Source organism: Streptomyces sp. NBC_01166 (assembly GCF_045039765.1).
Lineage (GTDB): Bacteria > Actinomycetota > Actinomycetes > Streptomycetales > Streptomycetaceae > Streptomyces.
Genome location: NZ_CP108613.1, coordinates 7,602,417 through 7,627,838 on the forward strand (window position 1 = coordinate 7,602,417; position 25,422 = coordinate 7,627,838).

Genomic DNA, 25,422 nt, shown 5'->3' on the forward strand with positions numbered 1-25,422 from the left:
GTGGCCCGCGGTCGTGGCGTTCCCCTGATCGGCCGGGTCATGTGTCCGGAGGGCCCGGGACACATGGCCGCCGTTCAGGTCCCGTCGTCCTCCTGGATGTGGACCGCCGCCTCCTCCGCGGAGGCCGCGCCTCCGTCGATGCCGACGTCCCGGCCCAGCACCCTGTTGTTGCGTGCGGCCCCGGGTTCCTCGTCGGCGGCGGCGACGCGTCCGGCGCGCTCGGCCCCGGCGTCGTCCTCCTCCGGGCCGTTGTCCTCCGGCCCGTCGTCGGCCCCGTCGGCCAGCAGCGGGTCCTCCTCGGGCACCTCCTGTGCCAGGCGCCCGTCGAGGGACTCGCCCTCCCTCTGTTCCTCGCCGGTCGTGCCGTACTTCGATACGCCCAGGGGCTTCTCCGGCGGGGAGTACCCCGTGTCCAGAGTGTCGTCGAGGTCGGGCTCGTCGATCACGTTCTCGGGGTCGAGGTCGTCCGTCGGACGGTTGTCCGCGTCCGAACCGTCCGGCTGGTAGACGTCGTCACCGCGTCCTTGTTCCGACATGGGGGCGCTCCTTCCCTTGAGGTATGCCGTACCCGCCGCCGACCGTACGGGGGCCGTGCGGCGTCGCCGCTCTCCTGCCCACCCGCGCGCATGTCAGTGATGTGGATTTCCGGGTGGCCGCCCGTCCTCCCGGGTGTGCGGTCCGGCTGCCTGGCGAGTGGAACCCCTGGTCAGGCCCGTCGAGGCCGTACCCCGTCGGCCCCGGCAGCTTATGGCCGATCCTCGGCCACTGCGACCGGGGCGGGCCGCCGGCCGACGGAATGCGGTGATCACGTCGTACGGCCCCGCACGGTCTACGGGAACGCTTGTTCTAATTGCCGGGTAGGCTTGACCCATGTCCGTTCATCTCCAGGGTTCGCTGTTCGACCAGGCCGACCGCCCGCGCCTGGGCCCACTCACCGGGGTGCGCAGGACGGTGCTCGGCGACGGGGCGTGGATCGATCTGCTGCCGGGCTGGCTCAGCGGCGCCGACGAGCTCTTCGCCGAGCTCGTGGACAGCGTGCCCTGGCGTGCCGAGCGTCGGCAGATGTACGACCGCACAGTCGACGTGCCCCGGCTGCTCGCCTTCTACCGCTCCGAGGACCCCTTGCCGGACCCCGTGCTGGACGAGGCCCGCGACGCGCTGTCCTCCCACTACGGTGACGAGCTCGGCGAGCCCTTCACCACGGCCGGGCTCTGCTACTACCGGGACGGGCGCGACAGCGTCGCCTGGCACGGCGACCTGACCGGACGCGGCTCGCACCAGGACACGATGGTCGCGATCCTCTCCCTCGGCGCCCCGCGCGATCTGCTCCTGCGTCCGTGCCGCGGCGGCGACACCGTGCGCCGGCCGCTCGGCCACGGCGACCTCATCGTCATGGGCGGCTCCTGCCAGCGCACCTGGCAGCATGCCGTCCCCAAGACCGCGCATGCCCGCGGGCCGCGGATCAGCGTCCAGTACCGCCCCCGGGGAGTGCGCTGACGCGGGGGTGAAGGGCGGGACGGCAGCCCCGGAGGAGGCACTGCATGTCGGCCGGTGGTCAGGGCAGGCGCCTGTGGTGTGCAGGAAGCACCTCCTACCGAAAGGGACACCCACATGCCGCAGGTGCAGCGCCAGAACATCTTCGTCGTCGGCCTCGACGATTCGAATCTGCCCATGCTCGAGGCCGTGCCGGACGCCGGCTCCTACCGGTTCCACCGCCTGCTGACCGTCGGGGAGCTGCAGGAGGGCGAGGTGTCGGTGCCCGCGCTGATGGACCGGGCCCGGGCCGTGCTCGACGCGCACGACGGCAGTATCGACGCGATCGTCGGATACTGGGACTTCCCGGTGAGCACTCTCGTCCCGATGCTCGGCAAGGAGTACGGCGTGCGGACGACCAGCCTCGAATCCGTCGTCAAGTGCGAGCACAAGTACTGGAGCCGGCTCGAACAGCAGAAGGTCATCGACGAGTACCCGCAGTTCGGCCGCGTGGACCTGGAAGCGGACGACCCGAAGCCCCCCGAGGGCGTGAACTTCCCCATGTGGCTCAAGCCGGCCCTCGCCTACTCGTCCGAGCTGGCGTACGGGGTCTCGGACATGGATGAGTTCCGGGCGGCCGTCGCCAAGATCCGGGCGGGCATAAGCCGGGTCGGCAGGCCCTTCGACTCCGTACTCGGCCTTCTGGACCTCCCCCCGGAGATGCAGGACGTCGGAGGCCAGGTCTGCCTGGCCGAGGAGGCGATGACAGGGATCCAGGTGGCCGTCGAGGGATACGTCCACGGGGGCAGGGCCACCGTCTACGGCGTACTGGACTCGATCAACTACCCGGCGTCCCCGTGCTTCCTCCGCCACCAGTACCCGAGCAGCCTCCCCGCGCCGGTGATCCGGAAGCTCCACGAGGTCAGCGAACGGACCATGGAGCAGATCGGGATGGACGAGGCCACCTTCAGCATCGAGTACTTCTACGACCCGAAGACCCAGGACATCAGCCTGCTGGAGATCAACCCCCGGCACTCGCAGTCCCACGCCGAACTCTTCGACTACGTCGACGGGGCGCCCAACCACCACCGCATGATCAGCCTCGCGCTGGGCCGCGACCCGGAACTCACCGGCGGCAAGGGCCCCTACGCCGTGGCCGCCAAGTGGTACTACCGCTGGTTCGGCGACGGGAAGGTGCACGAGGTGCCCACCCCGGAACGGATCGCGGCGATCGAACGCGAGATACCCGGAGTGCGCATCGACGTCGTGCCCGAGGAGGGGCAGAAGCTCTCCACCGTCTCCGGGCAGGACAGCTACAGCTACGAAGTGGCACACATCTTCACCGGAGGCGACGACGAGGAGGACCTGCGCGGCAAGTTCGACCGCTGCGTGGCCGCCCTCGGCCTGACCTTCGACGAGACGGAGCCGGGGAGCCGCGGCACGAAGACCAAGTGACCCGTCCGGTCCAGCACGACGAAAGGAGGTCGCACAGGCATGCGCCACGTCGACCAGTTGCCCTTCGCGATCCAGGAAGAGAAGCACGTCACGATCCCCATGGCGGACGGAGTCGAGCTCTCCGCGCGGATCTGGCGTCCCACCGCATCGGACGCGGAACCCGTGCCGGCAGTCCTGGAGTACATCCCGTACCGCAAGAACGACCTCACCTCCACGCGTGACGCCATCCACCACCCGTACATCGCCGGCCACGGCTACGCGTGTGTGCGTGTCGACATCCGGGGGACGGGCGAGTCGGAGGGGGTGCTGCTGGACGAGTACCTCGAACAGGAGCAGAGCGACGCCGAGTCGGTCCTCGCGTGGATCGCCGAGCAGCCCTGGTGCGACGGGAACACCGGGATGATGGGCATCTCCTGGGGCGCCTTCGCCGCCCTCCAGACAGCCGCCCGCAGGCCACCGAGCCTCCGCGCCATCTGCATCGCGTCGTTCACCGACAACAGGTACGCGGACGACATGCACTACCTCGGCGGCGCGATGCTGTCCGACAACCTGGCCGAGGCCGGGACCATGTTCGCGTACGCCACCTGCCCGCCCGACCCGGCCGTCGTCGGGGAACGCTGGCGGGAGATGTGGCGGGAACGGCTCGACGCCGCGCGCCCCTGGGTCCTGGAGTGGCTGCGCCACCCGAACCGGGACGACTACTGGCGCCACGCGAGCCTGAGCGAGGACTACTCCGCCCTGCGCTGCCCGGTGCTCGCCTCCAGCGGCTGGGCGGACGGCTACTCCAACGCCGTGACCCGCCTGCTGAGCAACGTCGACGTACCGCGCAAGGGACTGATCGGCCCCTGGTCGCACAAGCTTCCGCACCTCGGCGAGCCGGGTCCTGCCATCGGCTACCTCCAGGAGGTCGTGCGCTGGTGGGACCACTGGCTCAAGGGCATCGACAACGGCGTCATGGACGGCCCCATGCTCCAGGCCTGGATGCAGGAGAGCGTCCCGCCCTCGACCTCCTACGAGGAGCGCCCCGGCCGGTGGGTCGGTGAGCCGTCCTGGCCCTCGCCGAACGTCGGCGAGACCGTCCTGCCGCTGCGGGACGGCGGACTGGGGGAGCCGGATGACCGGGAGAGCGAGGAGGACCGCGTCCACACGGTGCAGTCGCCTTTGTCCGTCGGGCAGTTCGCCGGCAAGTGGGCCTCGTACAACGCCCCGCCGGACCTGCCCTACGACCAGCGCGAGGAGGACGGCGGCTCGCTCGTCTTCCAGACCGCGCCGCTCGACGGACGCGTCGAGATCCTCGGTGCCCCCGTCGTCGTGGTGGAGGTGTCGGCCGACGCCCCGGTCGCACAGCTGAACGTCCGGCTGTCCGACGTCGCCCCGGACGGACGCTCCACCCGGGTGACGTACGGCGTGCTCAACCTGACCCACCGCGACAGCGAGGAATCCTCCGAGGCCCTGGAGCCGGGCAGGCGCTACCGCGTCCGCGTACCGCTCCACAGCGTCGCGCAGGCCTTCCCTCCCGGCCACCGCATCCGGCTGTCGCTGTCCACCTCGTACTGGCCGCTCGTGTGGCCGGCGCCCGGACCCGCACTGCTGAGCGTGTACGAGAAGGGCAGCACCCTCACCCTGCCGGTCCGCCCCGACGACGTACCGGAGGACAAGGCCCTGCGCCCCTTCGGGGAGCCCGAGGGCTGCGCGCCCCCCGCCGTCACCCGGCTGAGCGAGCCGGAACAGGCGTGGACCGTGACCAGGGACCTGGTGGACTACCGGTCCGTGCTCGACATCGTGAAGGACCGTGGACTCCAGCGGTACGAGGACAACGGGATCGAGACCGGGCTGAGGGCCCGCGAGAAGTACAGCTGGGTCGGTGAGGACTTCGGGTCCGTGCGCGGCGAGTCGGCCTGGGAGATGCGCTTCCGCCGGGCCGGCTGGGACGTCCGGGTCGAGACACGCACCGTGCTGACCTCGGACGACGAGGCCTTCCACGTGGACGCCACGCTCGACGGATACGAGGGCGGGCACCGGGTCTTCTCCCGTACGTGGAACGAGCGGATCAGCAGGCAGAACGTCTGATCCGCCTCCGCGCGGACCCGCATGCCACGCCCGAGGACGCTGCCGAAGGAGTGACGGCCCGGCGCCCGGCGTGGCACGCGGGTCCGGCGGCGGGAGGTATACGCACGTCCATGCGGCTCGGCGCGTCGAACTCACCCGCACGTCGGTCCGGCGACGAGCTACGTGTCAGGAGACGAGAAGTGACGGAGAAACCAGGGCAGCAGCCCATTCCGGGCGCCCCCAGCAGCCTCCCCCCGTCGGAGGAGGAGCCGACCGAACCGCGCGAGCCGCTGCCGCCCAAGGACGACCAGAACGGCCCCGAGACGGTCAGCCCCACTGGTCAGCCCACCGGCGCCGACCCCGCCCGCAACGCGCAGAGCGGCACCTACCTGACGACGGCGCAGGGGGCGCGGCTGTACGACACCGACCACTCCCTGAAGGCGGGGCCGCGTGGGCCGGTCCTGCTCCAGGACCACCACCTGCGGGAGAAGATCACCCACTTCGACCACGAACGCATCCCGGAGCGTGTGGTGCACGCGCGCGGCGCCGCCGCCCACGGCTTCTTCAGGGGGTACGGGTCCGCGTCGAAGATCTCCAAGGCGGCGTTCCTGGCGAAGGACGTGGAGACTCCGGTCTTCGTCCGGTTCTCCACCGTGCTCGGCTCACGCGGATCGGCCGACACCGTGCGCGACACCCGCGGCTTCGCCACCAAGTTCTACACGGAGGAAGGCGTCTTCGACCTCGTCGGGAACAACATCCCGGTCTTCTTCATCCAGGACGCCATCAAGTTCCCCGACGTCATCCACGCCGGGAAGCCGCACCCGGACCGGGAGATCCCGCAGGCGCAGAGTGCCCACGACACGTTCTGGGACTTCGTGACCCTGCACTCCGAGGCCACGCACCACACGCTGTGGAACATGTCCGATCGCGGTATCCCGCGCTCGTTCCGCACGATGGAGGGCTTCGGCGTCCACACCTTCCGGCTCGTCGACGCCGAAGGGGCCTCCACCCTGGTGAAGTTCCACTGGAAGCCCAAGCTGGGTGTCCACTCCCAGGTCTGGGAGGAGGCCCAGATCGCGGGCGGTGTGGACCCGGACTTCCACCGCAGGGACCTTGCCGACGCCATCGAGGCCGGTGCCTACCCCCAGTGGGAGCTGGGCGTCCAGACCTTCCCGGACAACCCCGAGCAGATGTTCCAGGGGATCGATCTGCTGGACCCGACCAAGATCGTTCCGGAGGAGCTCGCACCGGTACAGCCGATCGGCCTGATGACGCTCGACGCCAATCCGTCGAACTTCTTCGCCGAGACGGAACAGGTCGCCTTCCACGTCGGCAACATGGTGCCGGGCATCGACCTCACCAACGACCCGCTGCTCCAGGGCCGCCTGTTCAGTTACGTCGACACCCAGCTCACCAGGCTCGGCGGCCCCAACTTCCCTCAGCTGCCCATCAATCGGACCCACGCCCCGGTCAACGACATGCTGCGCGACGGCATGCACCAGACGGCTGTCCACCGGGGCGTCGCGCCGTACAGGCCCAACTCCCTCGACGGCGGCTGTCCGTTCCAGGCAGGTGCCGACACCGGGGCGTTCGTCGAGGTGCCGGCCGAGGTCGCCGCGAGCCGGAAGGTGCGCGAGGCCCCCGAGTCGTTCGACGACCACTTCAGCCAGCCTCGCCTCTTCTGGCTCAGCATGACTCCGGTGGAGCGTGAACACATCATCGCCGCGTACACCTTCGAGCTGGGCAAGTGCTACGAGCAAGCGATCAAGGAACGGGCGCTGAAGGTGCTCGCCCGCATCGACGCCCAGCTGTGCGAACAGGTCGCCGCCGGTCTGGGGCTGCCCGCCCCCGAGCCGGACGGACCGCTCGCGGACCCCTCGCCGAGCCCCGCGCTGTCGCAGGTCGGCGGTGTCTGGCCGCTCGACGGCCGTGTCATCGGCATCGTCGCCGACAAGGACGCCGACCTCGACGGTGTCAGGGCGGTACGCGCCGCCGTCCAGGCCGCCGGCATGGTGCCGCTGGTCATCGCGCCCGCCGGGGGAGTCCTCGACGCGGACGGCGACCCGGTCACCGTCCAGCGCACCTACGCCACCGCCCGTTCCGTCGAGTTCGACGCCGTCCTGCTCGCCGGCGCCCCCGGAGCGGGAGCCGACGCGATCGGTGCGCGGGACGCCAAGGCGGGCGCGGCCGGCACCGCCATCGATCCCCGGGTGCTCCTGCTGCTGAACGAGACGTACCGGCACGCCAAGGCGATCGGTACGTGGGCGGGTGGAGACGCGGCCCTCGTCTCCGCCGGCGTGACCGCGGACGCGCCGGGTGTGGTCGTCGCCGCCACCGGCGAGGAGGTGCTGGAAGAGATCAAGCAGCTCCTCGGCAAGCACCGTGTCTGGGACCGCTTCCCCTCCACGGTCTGACACCGCACGCCACGAACACCGGCCGGAGGCGGCACCCGGGAACGGGGGCCGCCTCCGGCGCGTCCGGGCCCGTGGCTCACGGGAGGTAAGGTGACCCTAAGTTGTCGTTCCTCGTACTTCGGAGCCCCTCTCGTGATCACGTCAGTGCCGCCGCAAGACACCCCGCGCCGGCCGCCGCGGGCCGCGCGCCCGGATGAGGTGCCGCGGCTCCGGGAGCCGGGACTCCCGCTGCCGGTACCGGGGGAGACCGAGGATTTCTGGGCGGCGGTGGGCGGCAGGGGCACGCCCCTCGTCTCTCCGGACCCGCAGGGCAGCGCCGATCACCGGGCGGTGACGTTCCTCTGGCGCGGCACGGCCGCGACCCGCGCCGTACAGGTGCTCCCCAACAAACTCGGCGACCCCCGCGCGCCCGAGGGCAACCTGATGGAGCGGGTGCCCGGTACCGACGTCTGGCACTGGTCGCTGCGCCTGCGGCACGACTGGCGGGGTACCTACGACTTCTACGTGGACGAGGGTGACGGCCCGGAGCCACGCGCCGCCGAGTACTGGCAGTGGCTGCGCACCAGGCGCCGGTGCGACCCGCTCAATGCCCGTGCGCTGCCGCGCCGCTGGGACGGCGGGCCGGTGTCCTACGCCGAGCTCCCGGCGGCTCCCGACGGGCAGGACTGGCAGCCGAGGCCGGACGTGGCCCGTGGTCGTGTGGCCGCCCATGAGGTGGCCACCGGGAAGCTGGGGGGCGGCACGCGCCGCGTCTGGCTCTACGAACCGCCCCTGGCTCCGGGGTACTCGGCCGAACTCCCCGTCCTCGTCCTCCTCGACGGTGAACACTGGCAGCCGCGGCTCGGGCTCTCGCACCTGCTGGACAACCTGATCGCCGACGGCCGGATCCCGCCTCTCGTCGCCCTGCTGCCGGATTCGGTCGACGCGGGCACGAGGTGGGCGGACCTGACCTGCCGCCCGGAGTTCGCCTCCTTCCTCGCCGACGAACTGCTCCCCTGGGCGGCCGCCCGCCTCCCGGTCACCGACGACCCCGCCCGCACGGTCGTCGCCGGGCAGAGTCTGGGCGGGCTCTCGGCCGCTCATGCCGCGCTCTCCGCGCCCCGCCGATTCGGTAACGTCCTCGCCCAGTCCGGCTCGTTCTGGTGGCCCGACGGGCCGCGGGCGCAGTGGCTCACGGACCGGATCGCGAGCGCCCCGCGCCTGCCCGTCCGCTTCTGGCTCTCCTTCGGTGAACAGGAGTGGGTCGCGCTGCCGGCCGCCAGGCGCCTGCGTGAGGTCCTGGAGACGGCCGGGTACGACGACGCCTCCTACCGGGAGTTCAACGGCGGTCACGACTATCTGTGCTGGCGTACGGAACTGGCCGACGGCCTCGTGGACCTGCTGGGTCCGGCCGCCACCTGAGGGCGGCCCCGAAGCGGCCTCCGGGAGGAACGGGTCGGGGGAGTGGCCCCGGTGCACCGGCCCGGAGCGGTCTCGTCATGCCTCCCGGCCCGTAGGTATGCCGTCGTCGGTGTAGCGGGCGAACTCCCACGGGTCGTGTGCGGAGAAGACCTCCACCTCGTCACCGTGCTCGCGGACCAGTTCGCGAAGGCGGGCCTGGGTTCCGAGCCGCAGGTCGCGAGAGACCTGCGAGCTCGTCTGGACGATGTCGAGGAGAGGGTGGGTTTCTCTCAGTTCCCCGAGCTCGCGGTGGTAGTAGTAGGCGTCGCCGCAGTGGAGGAGCCATCGATCGCCGCGCTGTACGGCGATGCCGCTGTGGCCGGTGGTGTGGCCGCCGAGGGGGACGAGCCTGATCTCCTGCGGCAGCCCCTTCGGCTGCAGTGCGGTGAAGCCGTACCAAGGTTCCCCGGGATCGGAGTCGTAGGTGACCCAGCGGGGTTCGTGAGCCCAGTGAGCCGGTCGGTAGCGGAAGCTGGGTGCCTGGGAGAGCGCTGCGTCGAGTTCGCTCGCGAGCACATGGACGTGGGCGTCCGGAAAGTCAGGGAGGCCGCCACTGTGGTCGACATCGAGGTGGGTCAGGATGATGTGGCGCACGTCGGACGGCGCAAAGCCCAGCCGGGCGATCTGCCGTATGGCCGTCTCCTCCTCGTCGAGCGCGGGTTGCGCCATCTCGGCCCAGTCGGAGCCCAGTGTGCCGCCCGGGTCCCGGACGTCACCGAGGCCCAGTCCGGTCTCGACCAGGACGAGGCCGGCGGCCTCGGTCTCCACCAGCAGGCAGTGGTTGACCGCGGGTGCGGGGCGGGGGCCCTCGTAGGTGGCCTCGATCGTCATGACCGATCCGCAGTTCAGGTGATGAATCCTCATGACGACTAGGCTGCGACTTGAACCGCGCTTCAAGTCAAGGAGCTTTGATGGACGAATCACTGCTGGATATCGCCGAGGTCGCGCAACGGTCCGGACTCGCGCCTTCGGCCCTGCGGTTCTACGAGAAGAAGGGGCTGATCGCCGCCGCGGGCCGCAATGGTCTGCGCCGTACCTACCACCCGGACGTACTGGAGCGCCTGGCGCTGGTCACGTGCGCGCGCAGCGCCGGATTCTCGGTCGCCGAGATCGGCCGCTTCGTCGTGGCGCGGCCGGCCGACGCCGATCTGCGGGTCCGGATGGCCGCCAAGGCCCGTGACCTGGACGAGCAGGTCGGACGGCTCACGCGTCTCCGCGACAGTCTCGAGCACGCGGCCGTGTGCGAGCACGAGCCGATCGTGGACTGTCCCGACTTCAAGCGCGCCGTCGGCAACGTGCGCAGGCCGGCCGACCTGCCCGCCGGCTGAGGCGCGGGCCGACGGCAGTCCCGGGGCGGAAGCGCTCCGCGGCGTCGTCCCGGCACAATTGTTCTCGCCGGGATGCAGACGGTCACTCGCCGAGGGCCTCGGTCATCGTGTCGAGGTCGGCCAGGAGAGCCGTAAGGCGCCCCTCGGGGACGTTCCTGATCATGCGTTCCTCGATGGCGTAGACGGCGCCCCGTGCCGCTCGCAGGCGCCGTTCGCCGGCGGGGGTCAGATGGGTGGGCAGGGCGCGTCCGTGGTCGGTGGTGAGCGGCCGGGTGATGAGGCCGGCTTCCTTGAGGCCGCGCAGGACGACATTGGCCGACTGCCGGGTGACGAAGGTGCCGCGGGCCAGGTCGGCGTTGGACAGGCCGGGCTTCTCGTCGAGGAGTTCGAGGCAGGAGTACTGGGGGACGGTGAGGTCGTGCTCGCGCAGAGCCTTGTCCATGGCGTTGCGCAGGGCGGACGCGGCGCGTTTGAGGCGGTATCCGACGTGCTCGGTGACGTCTTCGGCCGGGTGGGGTGCGGGCACGGGTGCACGGTCTTCCATGTCAGCATTTTGACATACCTGGAAGCCGCTGCCTATGGTCAGTCATGTCAAAGTACTGACATCAATGCGATGCACCGCCCAGGAGGAACCATGACCGCCACCGTCGAAGGCCCCGACTTCATCGCTCTCCAGGTGAAGGATGTGCCCGGCGCGGCCGCCTTCTTCGAGGAGCGGCTCGGGCTGCGCCGTGCCCCCGCCGCGCCGCCCGGTGCGGTCGTTTTCGCGACCACCCCGATTCCGTTCGCCGTCCGTGAGCCGCTGCCCGGCGTCGACCTGGACGGCGCCGCGCACCCCGGTCTGGGGGTGGCGCTGTGGCTGCGGACCACGGACGCCGGCATGCTGCGCGAGCAGCTCGTGGCGGCGGGCACGGAGGACGTCACCCCTCTGCAGGACAGCCCGTTCGGGCCGGTGTTCTCCTTCACCGGACCCGAGGGCTACCGGCTCACCGTCCACGGAGGCTGACTTCGCACGCGGCGTCCCGGACCTCAGGCCCGGCCCGGCACCAGCGCGGCGGTGCACGCGGCGTGCGATGCCGGGCCGAAGCGGACGGACCACCCCGCCGGCACCTCCCGCCAGACCGGCCACAGGGACAGCCCGCCGGCGGCGTTCTCCAGCACCAGGTGTGTGGCGCGGCCCTCCGGGCCGGGGTCGAACGGGCCGCTCCTCGCGCTCATGCGTCCAGCTCCTTCAGTCGGACCGCCAGGACGGCCGCGATGTCGTCGAGGAAGCGGTCCTGCATCAACTGCGGGTGGGTGCAGTCGAGATCGTGGTTGTCGATGGACCCGGTGACATGGGCCCGCCACGCCTCGCGGGTCAGCCAGTCCTCCGCGCGGGGGGCGGCGGCCGTGAAGAACAGCAGATCGCCGTCGTAGCCCCGGTGGTGGTGCTCGCGCATCATGCGGGCATGGTTCGGCACGATGTCGACGATCTTCGACAGCGCGCGGTCGCTGAGCCCGGCGAGCGGGCTGCCCGCCCGGCGCAGCGTCGCCAGCACGTCCTCACGGTCCTGCTCGTGCGTACGCTCGAAGCCTGCCATCCGCAGCACCGCGGTCAGCGCGTCACCTTCCTCGGGGGCCGGCCGTTCCCGCCACTGCTCGGCGGGGAAGGAGTCGAGCAGCGCGAGCAGCTCGACCTCCTCGCCCGCCTCCTGGAGCAGCACGGCCACGGTGTGCGCCAGCACCCCGCCGACGGACCAGCCCAGCAGCCGGTAGGGGCCGTGCTCCTGGACCGCGCGGATGTGCCGGAGGTAGTCGGACGCCTCCTCCAGCAGGGTGCGCGGCAGCGGCTCGTCCCCGGCCAGCCCGCGGGCCTGGATGCCGTACACCGGCTGCTCCGGGCCGAGGCGGGCCGCCAGCCCGGCGTAGCACCACGCGATCCCGCCGGCCGGATGGACGGCGAACAGCGGTGGTCGCCCGCCCCCGCCGCGCAGCCGCAGGACGACGTCCAGCGCGTCCTCGGACGCAGGCCCCGTGGAGCCGAGCCGGGCAGCGAGCGCGGCCGGTGTGGGGGACTCGAACAGCGAGCCGATGGTCAGCTCCGCGCCGAACTCCTCCCGAACGCGGGCCACGAGCCGCACGGCCAGCAGCGACGTACCGCCCAGGTCGAAGAACGCGTCGTCCGGACCCACCTCGGCGACGTCCAGCACCTGCGCGAACAGTCGCGTCAGCGCCTCCTCCCGCGCGTCCGACGGACGCCGCGCGCCCGCGCCGCCGCTGAACACCGGGGCGGGCAGGGCGCGCCGGTCCAGCTTGCCGTTGGGGCTCAGCGGGAAGGCGTCCAGGGCCACCACCGCCACCGGCACCATGTGCTCCGGCAGCTCGCGTGCCAGTGAGGCGCGTACGGCCACCGGATCGGCGGCGCCGGTGATGTAGCCGACCAGCCGCTGCTCGCCCGGCCGGTCCTCCCGTACGAGGGCGCAGGCGGCGTCCACCCCGTCCCGGGCCGCCAGCGCCGTCTCGATCTCGCCGAGCTCGATGCGCTGCCCCCGCAGCTTGACCTGGTCGTCGGTGCGGCCCAGGTAGACGACCTCGCCCTGCTCCGTCCAGTGCGCCAGGTCGCCCGTGCGGTACATGCGCTCCGCCGGCCGGCCGAAGGGATCGGCGACGAAGCGGGACGCGGTCAGCTCCGGGCGGTTCAGGTACCCGTCGGCGAGCTGACGGCCCGCCAGGTAGAGCTCCCCGGGAACCTCCGGGGGGCACGGCTGCAGTGCCGCGTCGAGCACGTACAGGCGGGTGTTCCAGACGGGTCGGCCGATCGGCACCGGGCCGGTGGCATCCGCCGAGCAGGCGTGGAAGGTGACGTCGACGGCCGCCTCGGTGGGGCCGTACAGATTGTGCAGTTCGACGCCGGGCAGTTCGCGCCCGAACGCGCCGACGGTCTCGCGGGGCAGTGCCTCACCGCTGCAGAAGACCCTCCGGAGACTCGCACACGCGTCCGCGTCGGCCTCCGCCTCCGCGAGGAAGACCTGGAGCATCGACGGCACGAAGTGACAGGTGGTCACGGACTGTCGGCGGATCAGCCGGGCCAGGTAGGCGGGGTCCTTGTGGCCACCCGGTTCGGCGACCACCAGCACCGCTCCCTGGCGCAGCGGCCAGAAGAACTCCCACACGGACACGTCGAACGACGACGGTGTCTTCTGGAGCACCCGGTCGTCCGCGGTCAGCCCGTAGGTGCTCTGCATCCAGCGCAGCCGGTTGTCGATCGCACCGTGCGACACGACGACGCCCTTGGGGCGCCCTGTCGAGCCCGAGGTGTAGATGACGTACGCCGGATGCGCCGGGGTGAGTGGCCGCGACGGGTTCACCCAGAGGTACTCCGAGACGTCGAGGCCGTCCAGGACCACCAGCGGCGTCCCGGTGTCCTCGGGAAGCCGCCCCGCCCGGTCCGTCACCGCGCACACGGGCGCCGCGTCCCGCAGCATGTACGCGAGACGCTGCTCCGGATAGTCCGGGTCCAGCGGCAGGTACGCGGCCCCCGCCTTCAGCACGGCGAGCAGCGACACCACCAGCTCCACCGAGCGCGGCACCGACACCGCCACCACCGCGCCCGGCCGGGCGCCGAGCGTCCGCAGGTGCCGGGCCAGCCGGTTGGCGCGGGTGTTCAGCTCCTCGTAGGTGAGCGAGGTGTCGCCGTACACCAGGGCGGTCGCGTCAGGGGTACGGGCGGCGCGTGACTCGATCGGGCCGATCAGCGTCGTGGGCGGCAGCACCCGGTCGGTGTCGTTGAACGTACGGACGACCAGCTCGGCCTCGGCCTCGGTGGCGATGCCGTGCGTGGCCGTCGGGAGATGTGGGTCGGCCCGGCTCAGCCGCTCCACCAGATGCAGGAAGCGCTCCTGGTGGGCGGCCAGCTCCTCGTCGGAGTACAGCGCGGGATTGCCGTCGTGGTCGATGCGCAGACCGCGCCCGTCGGACCGGTCGTAGATGTTCACCGTCAGGTCGTCGACCGGTCCTGCGGACAGGTTCCGGGCCCGCGCCGGGGCGCCCGCGAAGTCCACGTCGTAGTCGAAGGGCATGACGTTGACCAGGGGGCCGACCAGCCCGCGGTTCTCCCCGAGGAGCCGCAGGTCGCGGCGGATGTCCTCGTAGCGGTACCGCTGGTGGCGGCGGACCTCGCGGATGCCGAGCACCACCTGGCGGACCAGCTCGGCGAAGGTGGCGTCGGGGGAGACGTCCAGCCGCAACGGAAGGACGTTCATGACCATGCCCGGCACCCGCAGCGAGACGGAACCCATGCGCCCCATCATCGGCAGGCCGAGCACGACCTCCTGACGGCCGGTCGCCCGCGAGGTGTAGAGCGCCTGGGCGGCGATCAGGACGTCCGGCCAGGAGGCGCGGAGCCGGTCGGCCAGGTCCCGCACGCCCCCGGTGGCCTCAGGACCCAGGTGGGCCGTGCGGCGGAGGAACGTCCGCGAGGGCAGCGCCCCGCGGCCGCCGAGCCGGGGCACCTCCGGACGGTCCGCGAACGCCTCCGTCCAGTGGGCGCGGTCGGCGGTGAACGCCTCCGACGACCGGTACGCCGCGTCCTCGGCGACCAGGTCCGCGAGTGTCCCGAAGGCCTGGGGCCCGGGCTCCTCGCCCCGGGCGAGCACCGTGTAGACCTCGGCGGTCCGGCGTACGAGGAGCGAGTAGCCGAAGCCGTCCATGACCAGGTGGTGGATGCGCTGGTACCAGAGCCAGCGTTCCTCGCCCACCCGGAAGAGGGCGTGCCGGAAGGGCGGACCGGTGGCCAGGTCGAAGGGCTCGGCGAGGTCCGCGCGCATCCACTCCTCGGCCCGCCGGCCGGCGTCGGAAGCCTCCCGCAGATCGTGCGTGGTCAGCGGCAGTCCGACCGACGGCAGGACGCGCTGGCGCGGACCCTCCGGGGAGTCCTCGACGCACACGCGCAGGGCGTCGGCCTCGGCGGTCACACGGCGCAGAGCCGCGGCGAACAGCTCCGGGTCGAGCGGACCGTCGATCTCCAGGCACTCCGCCGTGTTCTGCGCCGGGCTGAGCGGATCGAGTGACTGCGCGAACCACATGCCCGACTGGGCGGCCGTGAGCGGCAGTACGACGGGCGGGGCGTCCTGACCCGGCCCGGCGCCCTCGGCATCGGTGAGCAGGACGGTCACGCGGCCTCCAGCAGTGGTGCCCAGACATCGATGGCGGGCTGCTCGGCGAGGTCGGCGAAGTCGGCCACGACGCCGTGGTCCCGGCGCCAGCGTCCCAGCAGCGACATGATGCGGACCGAGTCCAGGCCGTAGTCGAGGAGGTTCTCGTCGAGGGGGATGTCAGCGGGGTTCTCCCCGAGGGCGTCGGCGACATCGTGGCGGATCAGTTCAAGGGTGAGCGCCACGGTGTTCAGACCCCCTTGAGGAGGTTGTCGGTCGAGGTGACGACAGCGCAGCGTCCGGCGGCCCAGCGCAGAGCCATGTCGTGGTCCTCACGCGAGAAATCCGCCACGGCATCGGCGACCACGAAGGCCTGGATGTCGCGCATCCACGCGTCGCAGGCGCTCATGAGCACCCCGATGTGGGCGTAGACACCGGTGATGACCAGCTGGTCGCGGCCGGACTCACGCAGCAGGGCTTCGAGTTCGGTGCGCACGAAGGCGCTGTACTTCCACTTGGTCAGCACGGTGTCGCCGTCCGCCGGTGCGACGGCGCCGGGAATCGCCAGCGCCTCGGGGTCGTCGGCGGCACCGGGACCCCAGAAGTCGAGCTGGAGACCGCGCTCCTGCGCCGTCTGACCACCGCGCTGCACCGAGTAGACGACCGGCACACCGAGGCGGCGGTACGCCTCGATGACCCGGGACGTGTTCCCCAGCATGCCGGTGAGCGGCTGCTCCCCGGGCGGGAACGCGCCGAGGAAGTGGTTCTGCAGGTCGTGGACCAGGAGCACGGCCCGCGTGGGGTCGACGGTCCAGTCCACGCGGTTCGCGGGCAGTTCGGCTTCGGTCGGCAGGGCGTACGAAGCGATGGCGGGAAGAGCCATGGGGTGGAACCTTTCGGTGCCGCTCTGGGCGGAACTCGGTGCTGATCTCAGTGCTGATCGGGAACGGCGGGGGCGGGCGCCGCGTCGGAGCGCAGCCCCTTCTTGCTGACCTTGCCGATTCCGGTCTGCGGGAACGCCTCGACGAATTCGACGAGGTCGGGAATCTTGTACGCGGCGACACCGCGTTCACGCACGAGGCGTTTGACCGCGGCCGGCTTCAGCGGCTCGGCGCCCTCGCGCAGGATGACGTAGGCCAGGGTGCGTTCGCCCAGGTACGCGTCGGCGACACCCACGACGGACACGTCGTGCACCGACGGATGGCCGAGGATGATGTTCTCGATCTCCTCCGGCGCGACCTTCTCACCGCCCCGGTTGATCTGGTCCTTGGCGCGCCCCTCGACGACCAGGTGGCCCGTCGGGGTGCGGCGCACGATGTCACCGGTGCGGTAGAAGCCGTCCTCCGTGAAGGACTTCCGGTTGTGCTCGGGCGCCCGCCAGTAGCCGCGGATCGTGTACGGGCCGCGGGTCAGCAGATGCCCGAAGCCCCCCTCCGGCACGTCCACGTCCGAGTCGTCGACGACACGGATCTCGTCGTCCTCGGAGATCGGCAGGCCCTGCGTGGTGACCACGGTCTCGTGGTCGTCGTCCAGGCGGGTGTAGTTGACGAGACCCTCGGCCATGCCGAAGACCTGCATGAGCTTGCAGCCCAGCGCCGGTTCCAGCCTGCGGGCGGCCGCCTCGCTGTACTTGGCGCCGCCGACGAGGATCAGCTCCAGGCTCGACAGGTCGTGCTCGGCGCCGGGGCCGGCCTCCGTCCAGATCAGTGCGAGGGGCGGCACCATCCCGGTCATCGTGACGCGCTCGCTCTCCACGAGCGGGAACGCCGTCGCCGGATCGGGGCGGGGGCACAGGACCACGGTTCCCCCGGCGTACAGCGTTCCGAGCCAGCCGGGCGAGCTCATCGGGAAGTTGTGCGCGGCGGGGAGCACGACGAGGAAGCGGGTGTCACCGTCGACGCCGCAGATCTCGTTGGACCCGCGCAGCGAGTAGATGTAGTCGTCGTGCGTACGGGGGATGAGTTTGGGAACGCCCGTCGTGCCGCCCGACAACTGGAGGAACGCGAGATCGTGCGGCTCCGGCTCGTACCCGCTCCCGGTGGGCGCGCACGGCACCTCGGACAGGGCGGTGTGCTCGCCCGGCGAGCCGACGACGAAGACGTGCCTCAGGCTCGGCGTACGCTCCTTGATCCTCGACGCGAGTGCGAGGTGGTCGAAGCCGGCGTGCCGGTCCGGGACCACGTAGGCGACGGCCTCGGTGAACGAGCAGAAGTACTCGATCTCCGTCTCCCGGTGCGCGGGGAGCGCGTAGACCGGCAGGGCGCCGATCCGGAAGAGCGCGAAGACGACTTCGATGAACTCGGCGATGTTCGGGAGCTGTACGACGACCCGGTCGCCCGCGGAGATGCCGCGCGCCGAGAACCCGGCAGCCAGCCGGGAGGCGCGCTCGTCCAGTTCGCCGTACGTCCATTCCCGGCGTCCGGGGGCCGGGTCGACGACCGCGACGCGGTCCGGGTGCGCGGCGGCCCGCTCGCGCAGCACACCGCCGAACGTCTCCCCGCGCCAGTGGCCCGCGGCCCGGTAGCGCTCGGCGAACTCGGCAGGCCAGGTGGGCGCGTCGGATGACTGGAGGGCGGTCACAGGGCGGCTCCCACTGCGCTCAGGAAGGTACGGAACTTGGCTGCGGTCTCCGCCGTCTCGGCGGCCGGCGAGGACTCCGCCACCACGCCCGCGCCCGCGAAGAGCCGCAGGGTGCGGCCCTCGGCCTCGGCGCAGCGGATGGTCACCACCCAGTCGCCGTCGCCGTCCGCGTTCTGCCAGCCGACCATGCCGGTGTACGCGCCGCGGTCGAAGGGCTCGGACTCCGCGATGACCTGCCGGGCCACATCGGTCGGCGTGCCGCAGACCGCGGGGGTGGGGTGCAGGGCCGACGCCAGGTCCAGGGCGGTGGACGAGGGGTCGCGCAGCTCCCCGGTCAGGGTCGTCGACAGGTGCCACATGGCGGCGGTCCGTACGAGTGTGGGTCGTTCGGGCACGTCCAGGCTCACGCAGAACGGTGCGAGCGCCTCGCGGATGGCATCGACCACGACCGCGTGCTCGTGGAGGTCCTTCGGCGAATCCAGCAACGCGGCCGCCCTGCGGACGTCCTCGGCCAGATCGCCGCTGCGCTGCGCGGATCCGGCCAGCGGGTTGGCGACGAGCCGGTTGCCGCGGCGGGACACGAGGAGCTCGGGGCTGGCGCCCACGAGCGTGCGGCCAGGACCGCTGGGCACGGCGAAGGTGTAGCCGTCCGGGTCACGGCGTGCCAGCCGGCTCAGCATGGCGGGCAGATCGAGGTCACGCGCCGAGGTCAGTTCCAGCGTGCGGGCGAGGACGACCTTGTCGAACTCCCCGGCCCGCATCCGCTCCACCACGGCGGCGACCGCCGCGGAGTACTCCTCCGCGGCCGGAACCTCACGTATCCGCCAACCGTCGCCCTGACCGGCGGCGGAGCCGTGCAGTGCGATGAGCGGGTCCTCGCGCAGGGCGGTCGCCCACCGGACGGTCTCCGGGACGGCCAGCGCCGCTTCGCCGTCAGGCGCGAACGGTACGGAGCCCACGACGACCGGGGCGGGATCGCCGGCGCGCCGGGCGGAGTCCAGCGTCTCCCGCACCCGCAGCGGGAGGGGCCGCGGGTCGTGCGGCACCAGCGCGGTGGTGCCGGAGCCGAGCAGGGTGTGCCGGGGTGTGGCGAGGAAGCGGTCGGTGCCGGGCCGGTAGGCCTCGAGCAGGGCCGTGGCCGCGCCGGGGGAGTCGAGTGGGGGAGGAGCGGCGGGGACGCGCAGAGATGCAGACATGGGTGGTCTCCAGTGGGGAAGGCTCGAGCGCCGGCAGGATGACGGGGCGGGGCGGGATTCAGGCCCGCAGGGTGGCACCGCCGTCGACGTACAGGTCGTGCATGGTGATGTGACGAGCGCGGTCGGACACCAGGAAGGCGACCGCGTCGGCTATGTCGGAGGGGTCCGCTATCCGGCCGAGCGGGATACCGGTGCGGTACGTCTTCGCGTCCCCCTCGACGACGCGGCGGACGGCGGCTTCCTCGTCCCCCGTCGTCCACATGCCGCGCTGCATGTCGGTCAGGGTCGAGCCGGGGGAGACGGTGTTGCACCGCACTCCCAGGGGCGCCACTTCGAGGCCGAGACACTTCGTGAACATCACGGCCGCGGCCTTGGAGGCCGCGTACGCCGCCATGTTCGTACGGGGGATGCCGGCGGCGTTGGAGGCCACGGTGACGATGCTGCCCGAACCACGCCCGGTCATCCGGCGGGAGACCGACCGCGACACATGGAACACCCCGTGGGTGTTGACGGCGAAGGTGGCCGCCCACTCCTCGTCCGACAGGTCCGCGACCGGCGAACCACGGAGAATTCCGGCCACGTTGACCGCGATGTCCAGCGGGCCGAGAGTGTCCTCGGCCTCCGCGACGAGGTCTTCGACAGCCGTGGGGTCCGTCACGTCGAGCGTGCGCGCGGTCACCGGTCCGTCGTACGTCTTCTCCAGCGCGGCGATGCCGTCCGGGGCCAGGTCGGTGGCGATGACACGGGCACCGCGGCCGGCGAGGGCGTGTACGACCGCCTCGCCTATGCCGCGTCCCGCTCCCGTCACGAGGGCGAGCCGGCCGGTCAGCTCCTGCTCGGCGCTCACTTGACCATCGCCTTCCGGATGTCGTCGAGCACCGAGACGGCTGCCTGCGCACCACCGAGGCTGGTCCACTTGGTCCCGTCGATGACCGTCGCGTGTTCGTCACGCACGGCGCCCAGCTGCTGGTAGGCGGGCTTCTTCGCGAGTTCGGCGAGGAGGTCGGTGTCGGTGCCGGCGTCGAGGGAGCCGATGAACAGCCAGTCACCGTCGATCTCGTCGAGGTTCTCGTCGCTGAGCGGCGTCGAGTGGCCCTCGCCCTTGTCGTTCTGGATGCCCGGGCGCTCGAAGCCGAGATCCTTCAGGACGTCGCTGATGAAGACGCCCTGCTGCATGACCGCGGTGCCCTTGGCCGAGTAGCGGGCGACGGACACGCTCGCGCCGGCCTGCGGGCCGAGGTCGGCCCTGAGGGAGGCGGCCTTCGTCCCGTAGTCGGCGAGGAACTTCTCGGCCTCGTTGGACCTGCCGAGCACCGTGCCGGTGAGTTCGAGAGCCTTCTTCCAGTCCTTGGTGCTGTCGATGGTGACGACCGTGGGCGCGATCTTCCGGAGCTGTGCGAGCACCTGCTCGTCGGCGAGCTGCCCGGCGAGGATCACGTCCGGCTCGGCCTGTACGACCTTCTCGATGTCAGGGCCGGTGACGGCGCCCACCACGGGGATGCCCTTCGCCTGGTCCGCCAGGTACTGGGGGGCGCCCTTCTGGCCGCGTCCCGCGGTCAGACCCACCGGCTCGACCCCCAGGGTGAGGGACGCGTCCAGGTCCATCTCGCTGAGGGCGACGACGCGCTCCGGAGCGGCCGGTATCTTCACCTTCGTCCCGGTCGCGTCCGTGACCTGGGTCGACGTCGCCGCCGCGCCCGAGTCGGCGGACGCGGCTTTGTCCTCGGATCCGCAGGCGCTCAGGGTGAGAGCGCCGAGTGTGAGCAGGGCCGCCGATATGACGGGGCGTGCGATACCGCGGGACGAGGGGGGCGAATACGGCGCCATGGCCTGGGATCTCCGTTTGCGTTCAGACGAATCCAGTTCCGGCGAGGCGCCCTCCGAAGCCTGAATCGGAGAGAAGCGGTACACATCGCGCCACTTCAGGGCATAGGTGTGCCCAGGACTCGCCAGAACCGGACGAGTGCATTTAGGTTAGGCTAACCTTATGTCCATCGCGCAAGGGGGTCGGCCAAGGTCAGCCGGATCCCGCCCATCCGAAACTCCCCCCACTCAGGGGCGCTCAACCCCCTGGGTCACCACGGGACTTCTGCTTCTCCTTGTGGCCCTTGTGCTGCTCTCCCTCGTCATCGGCACCGGTGAGAGCCCTGCGAAGCGCGCCTGGGACTTCCTTATGGGCGACCCCGCAGCCCGGGCCGACGCCCGGATCCGGCTGGCCGTCGTGGACGTACGCCTCCCACGCACCCTCGCCGCCCTTCTCGTAGGCACCTGCCTCGGTGCGGCCGGCTGTCTGCTCCAGGCCGCCACCCGCAATCCGCTGGCCGAAACCGGCCTACTGGGCGTCAACTCCGGAGCGGCATTCGCCGTTGTCCTCGGGCTCACCTTCTTCGGGGCCGGCTCCCCGGGCGCCCTGCTCGTCTGGGCGCTCGCCGGTGGCATGGCCGCGAGCGCCGTCGTCCTGCTCTTCGCCGGATCGGGGCGTACGGCGGGCTCACCGCTGCGTCTCGTCCTGGCCGGATCGGCGCTGGGCGCCACCTTCCACGGCTGCACCTCCTACGTCCTGCTCGGCACCCGGTCGACCTTCGACACCTACCGGTACTGGACGATCGGCTCGCTCGCCGGAGTGGAGACCTCCGATCTCGTCCCCCTGCTGCCGCTGGTGGCGCTCGGCCTGCTCACCGCGCTCGGCTGCGCCCGCCCGCTCTCGGCGCTCGGACTCGGGGACGACGGAGCCCGCTCGCTCGGGCACCACCCCGGCCGCATCCGGCTCGTCGTCGCCGGAGCGGTCTCGCTGCTCGCCGGCTGCGCGGTCGCCGTGGCCGGGCCCATCGCCTTCCTCGGCCTGCTGGCCCCCTATGCCGCGAGGGCGCTGACCGGGCCCCGCATGACGGCCCAACTCGTCCTCTCCGCGCTGATCGCCGCCGACATCATGATCCTCGCGGACATCCTCGCCCGGGTCGTGATCCGGCCCTGGGAGACACCGGTCAGCGTCCTGCTCGCCTTCGTCGGCGGCCCGCTGCTCGTCTGGATCGCCCGCTCCTCCCGCCTCTCCACCGCGGGGGCCGGGGCATGACCGACCTGAAGAAGACAGCCGGGGAGACGGGGCTCCACAGCGGTGCCACCGACGTGACACCCCCTGACAGCACCGTGCTGCGCAGGGGCCCTTTCTCCTGGCTCCTCCCGCGCCGCAGCGCGCTCACCGTCGCGGTCCTCCTGCCGGTCGTCGCTGTCCTCATCGCCCTTGCGGTGATGGCCAGTTCGACTGGAATGAGCCCGTCGGAAACCCTCTCCGGACTTCTCGGTACGGGCGACCCGGGCACGGTCATGATCGTGCGGGACTTCCGGTTGCCCCGTATCTTCGCCGGCCTCCTCGTCGGTGCCGCACTGGGCATCGCCGGCTGCCTCACCCAGACCCTGGCGGGCAACCGCCTCGCCACCCCCGACCTGGTCGGTGTGAATGACGGTGCCACCGCGGCCGTCGTCGCCGCGGCGGCGGGTTCCACCACCGGCATGGTGGGCAACTGGTGGCTGGGCCCGATCGGCGCCGTCGCGGCAGCCGCGATCGTCGTCCTGTGCGCGGGCGGTGCGGGGAGCGCCGGCTACCGCGTCCTCGTCACCGGCATCGGTGTCTCCACCTTCCTGGGCGCGGTGGGTGACCTGATCATGTCCCGCGAGAACGACAACACGGCGGGTGGCGTCTTCCTCTGGGCCGTGGGCAGCCTCAACGGCAGGGACTGGGGCGTCGGTACGCCGCTGGCACTCGTCCTGCTCGTCCTGGTGCCGCTCGCCCTCGCCGTGGGTCACCGGCTGCAACTCCTGCGCTTCGACGACGACGTGGCGGCCTCGCTCGGCGTCGACCTGCGCAGGCTGCGCGCGGGCGCACTGGCCCTGGCAGTCGCCCTCGCGGGCACGGCCGTCGGCGTCGGCGGCCCCATCGCCTTCGTGGCTCTAGCCGCCCCGGTCCTGGCCCAGCGGATGGCCGGACCCACCCGGGTCCCGATCACCGGCTCCGCACTGACCGGTGCGGCCCTGATCGCCGCGGCCGACGCCCTGGGGCGGGTCGCCGCCCCCGTCGAACTGCCCGTCGGCGTCGTCACCAGCGTCCTCGGCGGCCCCTTCCTGCTCTGGGTCCTGTTCCGCCCGGACCGTGCCACCGGAAAGGTCTGACCGACCCCATGACCCACGCACCACGCGAGACCGCCCCCGGCCTCGAAGTCACCGCGCTCCACGCCGGATACCCCGGCCGTCCCGTCGTCGAGAACGTCGACCTCACCGTCCCCGCCGGACAGGTCGTCGCGATCGTCGGCCCCAACGGGTGCGGGAAGTCGACCCTGTTGCGCACCGTCGCGCGCCTGCACCGGCCCGCGTCGGGGACCGTCCGGGTCGGCGGTGACGACATCTGGGAGCTCAGCAGGCGACAGGCCGCCCATCGTGTCGCACTGCTGCCGCAGTCACCGCGCGCACCCGAGGCCGTCACGGTGGCCGGCCTCGTCCGCTACGGCCGCCATCCCCGGCAGGGCCTGCTGCGCCAGTGGTCCAAGGAGGACGAGAACGCCGTACGCGACGCACTCGAGGCCACCGGAACGACCGAACTGGCCGCCGAGCGCCTGGACAGGCTCTCCGGCGGCCAGCGCCAGCGGTGCTGGCTCGCGATGGTCCTCGCCCAGCACACCCCGGTCATCCTGCTCGACGAACCCACCAGCGCCCTCGATCTCGGCCACGCCGTCGAGGTCCTGGAACTGGTGAGGGAGGTCGCCGCCGCCGGCCGCACCGTCGTCATGGTGCAGCACGACCTGGCAGCCGCGGCCCGCTACGCCGATCTCCTGGTGGCCATGAAGGACGGGCGGGTCGTCGCCCGGGGCGAGCCGGCCGCGACGGTCGACGAGGCACTGGTGAAGGAGCTCTACGGGGTCGACGCCGACATACTCGGCGCACCGGGCGACGCCTCACCGGTCGTGGTGCCGAGGAGCCGGCTCACGACGCGGACGTGACGGGCTTCGGCTCCCGTACGGCCGTCCGGGACGGCCGGGTCCGGGGGCCGAACACGGCCAGGGCCACCGCTCCCACCATCCAGACGCCCGCGATGAAGTAGAAGACGCTCTGGTAGCCGGTGCGGTTGTAGAGCGCCGCGATGATCAGCGGACCCGCGGCGTTCGACAGCCGGCCGATCCCGTAGGTGATGCCCGTCCCCAGGGAACGGCTCCGGGTGTCGAAGAGCTCGGGGGAGTAGGCGTACGCGAGGGCGGTGTAGCCGCGCTCGAAGAGGTTCACCAGGAAGCCGAAGATCACGATCAGCATAGGGTCGAAGGTCAGCCCGTACAGCAGACCGCACACCGCGATGACCGTGCCGAAGGCGACGAGACACCACTTGCGCTCGAACCGGTCGGTGACCAGCGAGGCCAGATAGGAGCCGAGGGGCGCGCCGACCGTGGTGAGAGCGACGTAGAAGACGGATTTCTCGACGCTGAAGCCCTCCTTGGAGAGCAGGGTGGGCGCCCAGCTGGAGTAGCCGAAGAAGCCGATGGTCTGGGTGACCCACAGGACGGTGAGCAGGAGCGTCGGCGCGAGGTACCTCTTCCGCAGCAGCAGACGCAGCGGGGCCTTGACCGCAGGGGGCTCCTCGACGGGCTCCGCCGGTTCGGCCAGCGGCCCCTTCTCGGCGCTCACCGTGGCCTCGATCTCCCGCAGGACCGCGTCGGCCGCGGCGTGGTCACCCCTGCTCTCGTGCCAGCGGGGGGACTCCTTGAGGTGCCTGGAGAACAGCACGAGGAGGATGCCGAGCGCACCCCACAGGTAGACCAGCCGCCAGGACCAGTCGCTGAGCGGGACGACGAGACTGGCGATCAGATTGGTGGCCGGCGTGCCGCAGATGCCGATGACCATGGCGTACGCCTGGTACTTGCCGCGCACGGCGGCCGGATACATCTCGTTGACGTAGATGACCGCCACGACGGTCATCGCCGACAGGCCCGCCGAGGTGAGCACCCGGAAGACGCCCAGCGAGACGATGTCCCACGCGAAGACCGAGACGAACGAGAAGAAACCGAAGAACAGGGTGGTGCGGAGGAGGGTCTTCTTGCGGCCCCACCGGTCGGCCACGGCTCCCGCGACGACGGAGCCGAGGAACATGCCGACGAACGACAGCGAGGTGACGTAGGCGACCTGGTCGACCGTCACACCCCAGAGGTCGATGAGCTTGGGGGCGGTCGTCGCGAAGCTGTTGATGTCCGCGAACTCGAAGAAGTACGCGAACGCCACGGCCAGCAGGGTGGTCTTGTGGAAGCGGGAGATCGGCAGCCGGTCCAGCCGGTTCGCCGCATTGGCGTGCTGCATGGGGACGGTCCCTGTCGGAGTG

22 protein-coding genes are annotated in these 25,422 nt (G+C 71.5%); 10 read left to right on the forward strand and 12 right to left on the reverse strand.

Annotation, left to right across the window (positions count from 1 at the left end):
- Positions 1-74: 74 nt before the first annotated feature.
- On the reverse strand, positions 75-536 hold the full coding sequence (locus OG379_RS34440; protein ID WP_393762558.1) for a DUF5709 domain-containing protein: 462 nt from the start codon (positions 534-536) through the stop codon (positions 75-77).
- A 334-nt stretch (positions 537-870) separates the two neighbouring features.
- Between OG379_RS34440 and OG379_RS34445 the strand changes: the two genes are divergently transcribed.
- The 5 genes from OG379_RS34445 (at position 871) to fes (ending at position 8,792) form a co-directional block, all read left to right on the forward strand.
- Entirely contained in the window at positions 871-1,497 is a 627-nt protein-coding gene (locus tag OG379_RS34445) for an alpha-ketoglutarate-dependent dioxygenase AlkB (protein WP_405667058.1), read from the forward strand.
- A gap of 114 nt (positions 1,498-1,611) precedes the next feature.
- Positions 1,612-2,928: an acetyl-CoA carboxylase biotin carboxylase subunit family protein gene (locus tag OG379_RS34450; protein WP_405667060.1), complete on the forward strand. Its 1,317-nt coding sequence runs from the start codon at positions 1,612-1,614 to the stop codon at positions 2,926-2,928.
- Positions 2,929-2,967: 39 nt separating this feature from the next.
- Positions 2,968-4,998 carry a CocE/NonD family hydrolase gene (locus OG379_RS34455; protein WP_405667061.1) on the forward strand — a complete coding sequence of 677 codons (2,031 nt, stop codon included), beginning with the start codon at positions 2,968-2,970 and terminating at the stop codon, positions 4,996-4,998.
- A gap of 110 nt (positions 4,999-5,108) precedes the next feature.
- Positions 5,109-7,391 (forward strand): catalase, encoded by a 2,283-nt coding sequence (locus tag OG379_RS34460; protein WP_405667063.1) that lies wholly within the window; start codon positions 5,109-5,111, stop codon positions 7,389-7,391.
- Between the two features lie 132 nt (positions 7,392-7,523).
- Positions 7,524-8,792 carry an enterochelin esterase gene (gene fes, locus OG379_RS34465; protein WP_405667064.1) on the forward strand — a complete coding sequence of 423 codons (1,269 nt, stop codon included), beginning with the start codon at positions 7,524-7,526 and terminating at the stop codon, positions 8,790-8,792.
- Positions 8,793-8,867: 75 nt separating this feature from the next.
- Here fes and OG379_RS34470 read toward each other — a convergent pair whose 3' ends face one another.
- On the reverse strand, positions 8,868-9,695 hold the full coding sequence (locus OG379_RS34470; protein WP_405667065.1) for an MBL fold metallo-hydrolase: 828 nt from the start codon (positions 9,693-9,695) through the stop codon (positions 8,868-8,870).
- 47 nt (positions 9,696-9,742) lie between these two features.
- On the opposite strand from OG379_RS34470, the gene OG379_RS34475 reads away from it, so the two are divergent.
- The gene (locus tag OG379_RS34475; protein WP_405667066.1) at positions 9,743-10,159 is read left to right on the forward strand and encodes a MerR family transcriptional regulator; all 417 of its coding nucleotides are present in this window, start codon (positions 9,743-9,745) and stop codon (positions 10,157-10,159) included.
- 82 nt (positions 10,160-10,241) lie between these two features.
- On the opposite strand, the gene OG379_RS34480 is transcribed toward OG379_RS34475, so the two are convergent.
- Complete coding sequence (locus OG379_RS34480; protein WP_405667068.1) at positions 10,242-10,703, reverse strand: MarR family winged helix-turn-helix transcriptional regulator; 462 nt, start codon at positions 10,701-10,703, stop codon at positions 10,242-10,244.
- Positions 10,704-10,793: 90 nt separating this feature from the next.
- On the opposite strand from OG379_RS34480, the gene OG379_RS34485 reads away from it, so the two are divergent.
- The gene (locus tag OG379_RS34485; RefSeq protein ID WP_405667070.1) at positions 10,794-11,165 is read left to right on the forward strand and encodes a VOC family protein; all 372 of its coding nucleotides are present in this window, start codon (positions 10,794-10,796) and stop codon (positions 11,163-11,165) included.
- Between the two features lie 23 nt (positions 11,166-11,188).
- Here the strand turns inward: OG379_RS34485 and OG379_RS34490 are convergent, their stop codons facing one another.
- Genes OG379_RS34490 through OG379_RS34525 form a run of 8 tightly spaced genes read right to left on the reverse strand, consistent with a single transcriptional unit; the run spans position 11,189 to position 20,894 of the window.
- The gene (locus tag OG379_RS34490; RefSeq protein WP_405667072.1) at positions 11,189-11,377 is read right to left on the reverse strand and encodes an MbtH family NRPS accessory protein; all 189 of its coding nucleotides are present in this window, start codon (positions 11,375-11,377) and stop codon (positions 11,189-11,191) included.
- Positions 11,374-15,312, reverse strand: coding sequence for an amino acid adenylation domain-containing protein (locus tag OG379_RS34495; protein ID WP_405667074.1), 3,939 nt, complete (start codon positions 15,310-15,312; stop codon positions 11,374-11,376). Before OG379_RS34495 ends, OG379_RS34490 begins: the two co-directional genes overlap by 4 nt.
- The gene (locus OG379_RS34500) at positions 15,309-15,536 is read right to left on the reverse strand and encodes a phosphopantetheine-binding protein (RefSeq protein ID WP_405667075.1); all 228 of its coding nucleotides are present in this window, start codon (positions 15,534-15,536) and stop codon (positions 15,309-15,311) included. The genes OG379_RS34495 and OG379_RS34500 overlap by 4 nt, the downstream gene beginning before the upstream one ends.
- 5 nt (positions 15,537-15,541) lie before the next feature.
- A complete protein-coding gene (locus tag OG379_RS34505; protein ID WP_405667077.1) occupies positions 15,542-16,174 on the reverse strand; it encodes an isochorismatase family protein in 633 nt (210 codons plus the stop codon).
- A 47-nt stretch (positions 16,175-16,221) separates the two neighbouring features.
- A complete protein-coding gene (locus OG379_RS34510) occupies positions 16,222-17,871 on the reverse strand; it encodes a (2,3-dihydroxybenzoyl)adenylate synthase (protein WP_405667078.1) in 1,650 nt (549 codons plus the stop codon).
- On the reverse strand, positions 17,868-19,067 hold the full coding sequence (locus OG379_RS34515) for an isochorismate synthase (RefSeq protein ID WP_405667080.1): 1,200 nt from the start codon (positions 19,065-19,067) through the stop codon (positions 17,868-17,870). The genes OG379_RS34510 and OG379_RS34515 overlap by 4 nt, the downstream gene beginning before the upstream one ends.
- Positions 19,068-19,125: 58 nt before the next feature.
- Positions 19,126-19,914 (reverse strand): 2,3-dihydro-2,3-dihydroxybenzoate dehydrogenase, encoded by a 789-nt coding sequence (locus tag OG379_RS34520; RefSeq protein WP_405667081.1) that lies wholly within the window; start codon positions 19,912-19,914, stop codon positions 19,126-19,128.
- Positions 19,911-20,894, reverse strand: a complete 984-nt coding sequence (locus OG379_RS34525) for an ABC transporter substrate-binding protein (RefSeq protein ID WP_405667082.1) — start codon at positions 20,892-20,894, stop codon at positions 19,911-19,913. The genes OG379_RS34520 and OG379_RS34525 overlap by 4 nt, the downstream gene beginning before the upstream one ends.
- 160 nt (positions 20,895-21,054) lie before the next feature.
- On the opposite strand from OG379_RS34525, the gene OG379_RS34530 reads away from it, so the two are divergent.
- Genes OG379_RS34530 through OG379_RS34540 form a run of 3 tightly spaced genes read left to right on the forward strand, consistent with a single transcriptional unit; the run spans position 21,055 to position 24,058 of the window.
- Entirely contained in the window at positions 21,055-22,140 is a 1,086-nt protein-coding gene (locus OG379_RS34530) for a FecCD family ABC transporter permease (RefSeq protein ID WP_405667083.1), read from the forward strand.
- A complete protein-coding gene (locus tag OG379_RS34535) occupies positions 22,137-23,234 on the forward strand; it encodes a FecCD family ABC transporter permease (protein WP_405667084.1) in 1,098 nt (365 codons plus the stop codon). The genes OG379_RS34530 and OG379_RS34535 overlap by 4 nt, the downstream gene beginning before the upstream one ends.
- A gap of 8 nt (positions 23,235-23,242) precedes the next feature.
- On the forward strand, positions 23,243-24,058 hold the full coding sequence (locus OG379_RS34540) for an ABC transporter ATP-binding protein (RefSeq protein WP_405667085.1): 816 nt from the start codon (positions 23,243-23,245) through the stop codon (positions 24,056-24,058).
- On the opposite strand, the gene OG379_RS34545 is transcribed toward OG379_RS34540, so the two are convergent.
- On the reverse strand, positions 24,042-25,400 hold the full coding sequence (locus OG379_RS34545) for an MFS transporter (RefSeq protein WP_405667087.1): 1,359 nt from the start codon (positions 25,398-25,400) through the stop codon (positions 24,042-24,044). The genes OG379_RS34540 and OG379_RS34545 overlap by 17 nt on opposite strands.
- Positions 25,401-25,422: the final 22 nt, after the last annotated feature.

Coding starts and splice junctions, on each gene's coding strand:
- OG379_RS34535 (WP_405667084.1), top strand. CDS start 22,137: ATGACCGACCTGAAGAAGACAGCCGGGGAGACGGGGCTCCACAGCGGT.
- OG379_RS34505 (WP_405667077.1), bottom strand. CDS start 16,174: ATGGCTCTTCCCGCCATCGCTTCGTACGCCCTGCCGACCGAAGCCGAA.
- OG379_RS34485 (WP_405667070.1), top strand. CDS start 10,794: ATGACCGCCACCGTCGAAGGCCCCGACTTCATCGCTCTCCAGGTGAAG.
- OG379_RS34515 (WP_405667080.1), bottom strand. CDS start 19,067: ATGTCTGCATCTCTGCGCGTCCCCGCCGCTCCTCCCCCACTCGACTCC.
- OG379_RS34545 (WP_405667087.1), bottom strand. CDS start 25,400: ATGCAGCACGCCAATGCGGCGAACCGGCTGGACCGGCTGCCGATCTCC.
- OG379_RS34450 (WP_405667060.1), top strand. CDS start 1,612: ATGCCGCAGGTGCAGCGCCAGAACATCTTCGTCGTCGGCCTCGACGAT.
- OG379_RS34460 (WP_405667063.1), top strand. CDS start 5,109: ATGCGGCTCGGCGCGTCGAACTCACCCGCACGTCGGTCCGGCGACGAG.
- OG379_RS34470 (WP_405667065.1), bottom strand. CDS start 9,695: ATGAGGATTCATCACCTGAACTGCGGATCGGTCATGACGATCGAGGCC.
- OG379_RS34530 (WP_405667083.1), top strand. CDS start 21,055: ATGTCCATCGCGCAAGGGGGTCGGCCAAGGTCAGCCGGATCCCGCCCA.
- OG379_RS34525 (WP_405667082.1), bottom strand. CDS start 20,894: ATGGCGCCGTATTCGCCCCCCTCGTCCCGCGGTATCGCACGCCCCGTC.
- OG379_RS34475 (WP_405667066.1), top strand. CDS start 9,743: ATGGACGAATCACTGCTGGATATCGCCGAGGTCGCGCAACGGTCCGGA.
- OG379_RS34440 (WP_393762558.1), bottom strand. CDS start 536: ATGTCGGAACAAGGACGCGGTGACGACGTCTACCAGCCGGACGGTTCG.
- OG379_RS34480 (WP_405667068.1), bottom strand. CDS start 10,703: ATGGAAGACCGTGCACCCGTGCCCGCACCCCACCCGGCCGAAGACGTC.
- OG379_RS34490 (WP_405667072.1), bottom strand. CDS start 11,377: ATGAGCGCGAGGAGCGGCCCGTTCGACCCCGGCCCGGAGGGCCGCGCC.
- OG379_RS34540 (WP_405667085.1), top strand. CDS start 23,243: ATGACCCACGCACCACGCGAGACCGCCCCCGGCCTCGAAGTCACCGCG.
- OG379_RS34445 (WP_405667058.1), top strand. CDS start 871: ATGTCCGTTCATCTCCAGGGTTCGCTGTTCGACCAGGCCGACCGCCCG.
- OG379_RS34455 (WP_405667061.1), top strand. CDS start 2,968: ATGCGCCACGTCGACCAGTTGCCCTTCGCGATCCAGGAAGAGAAGCAC.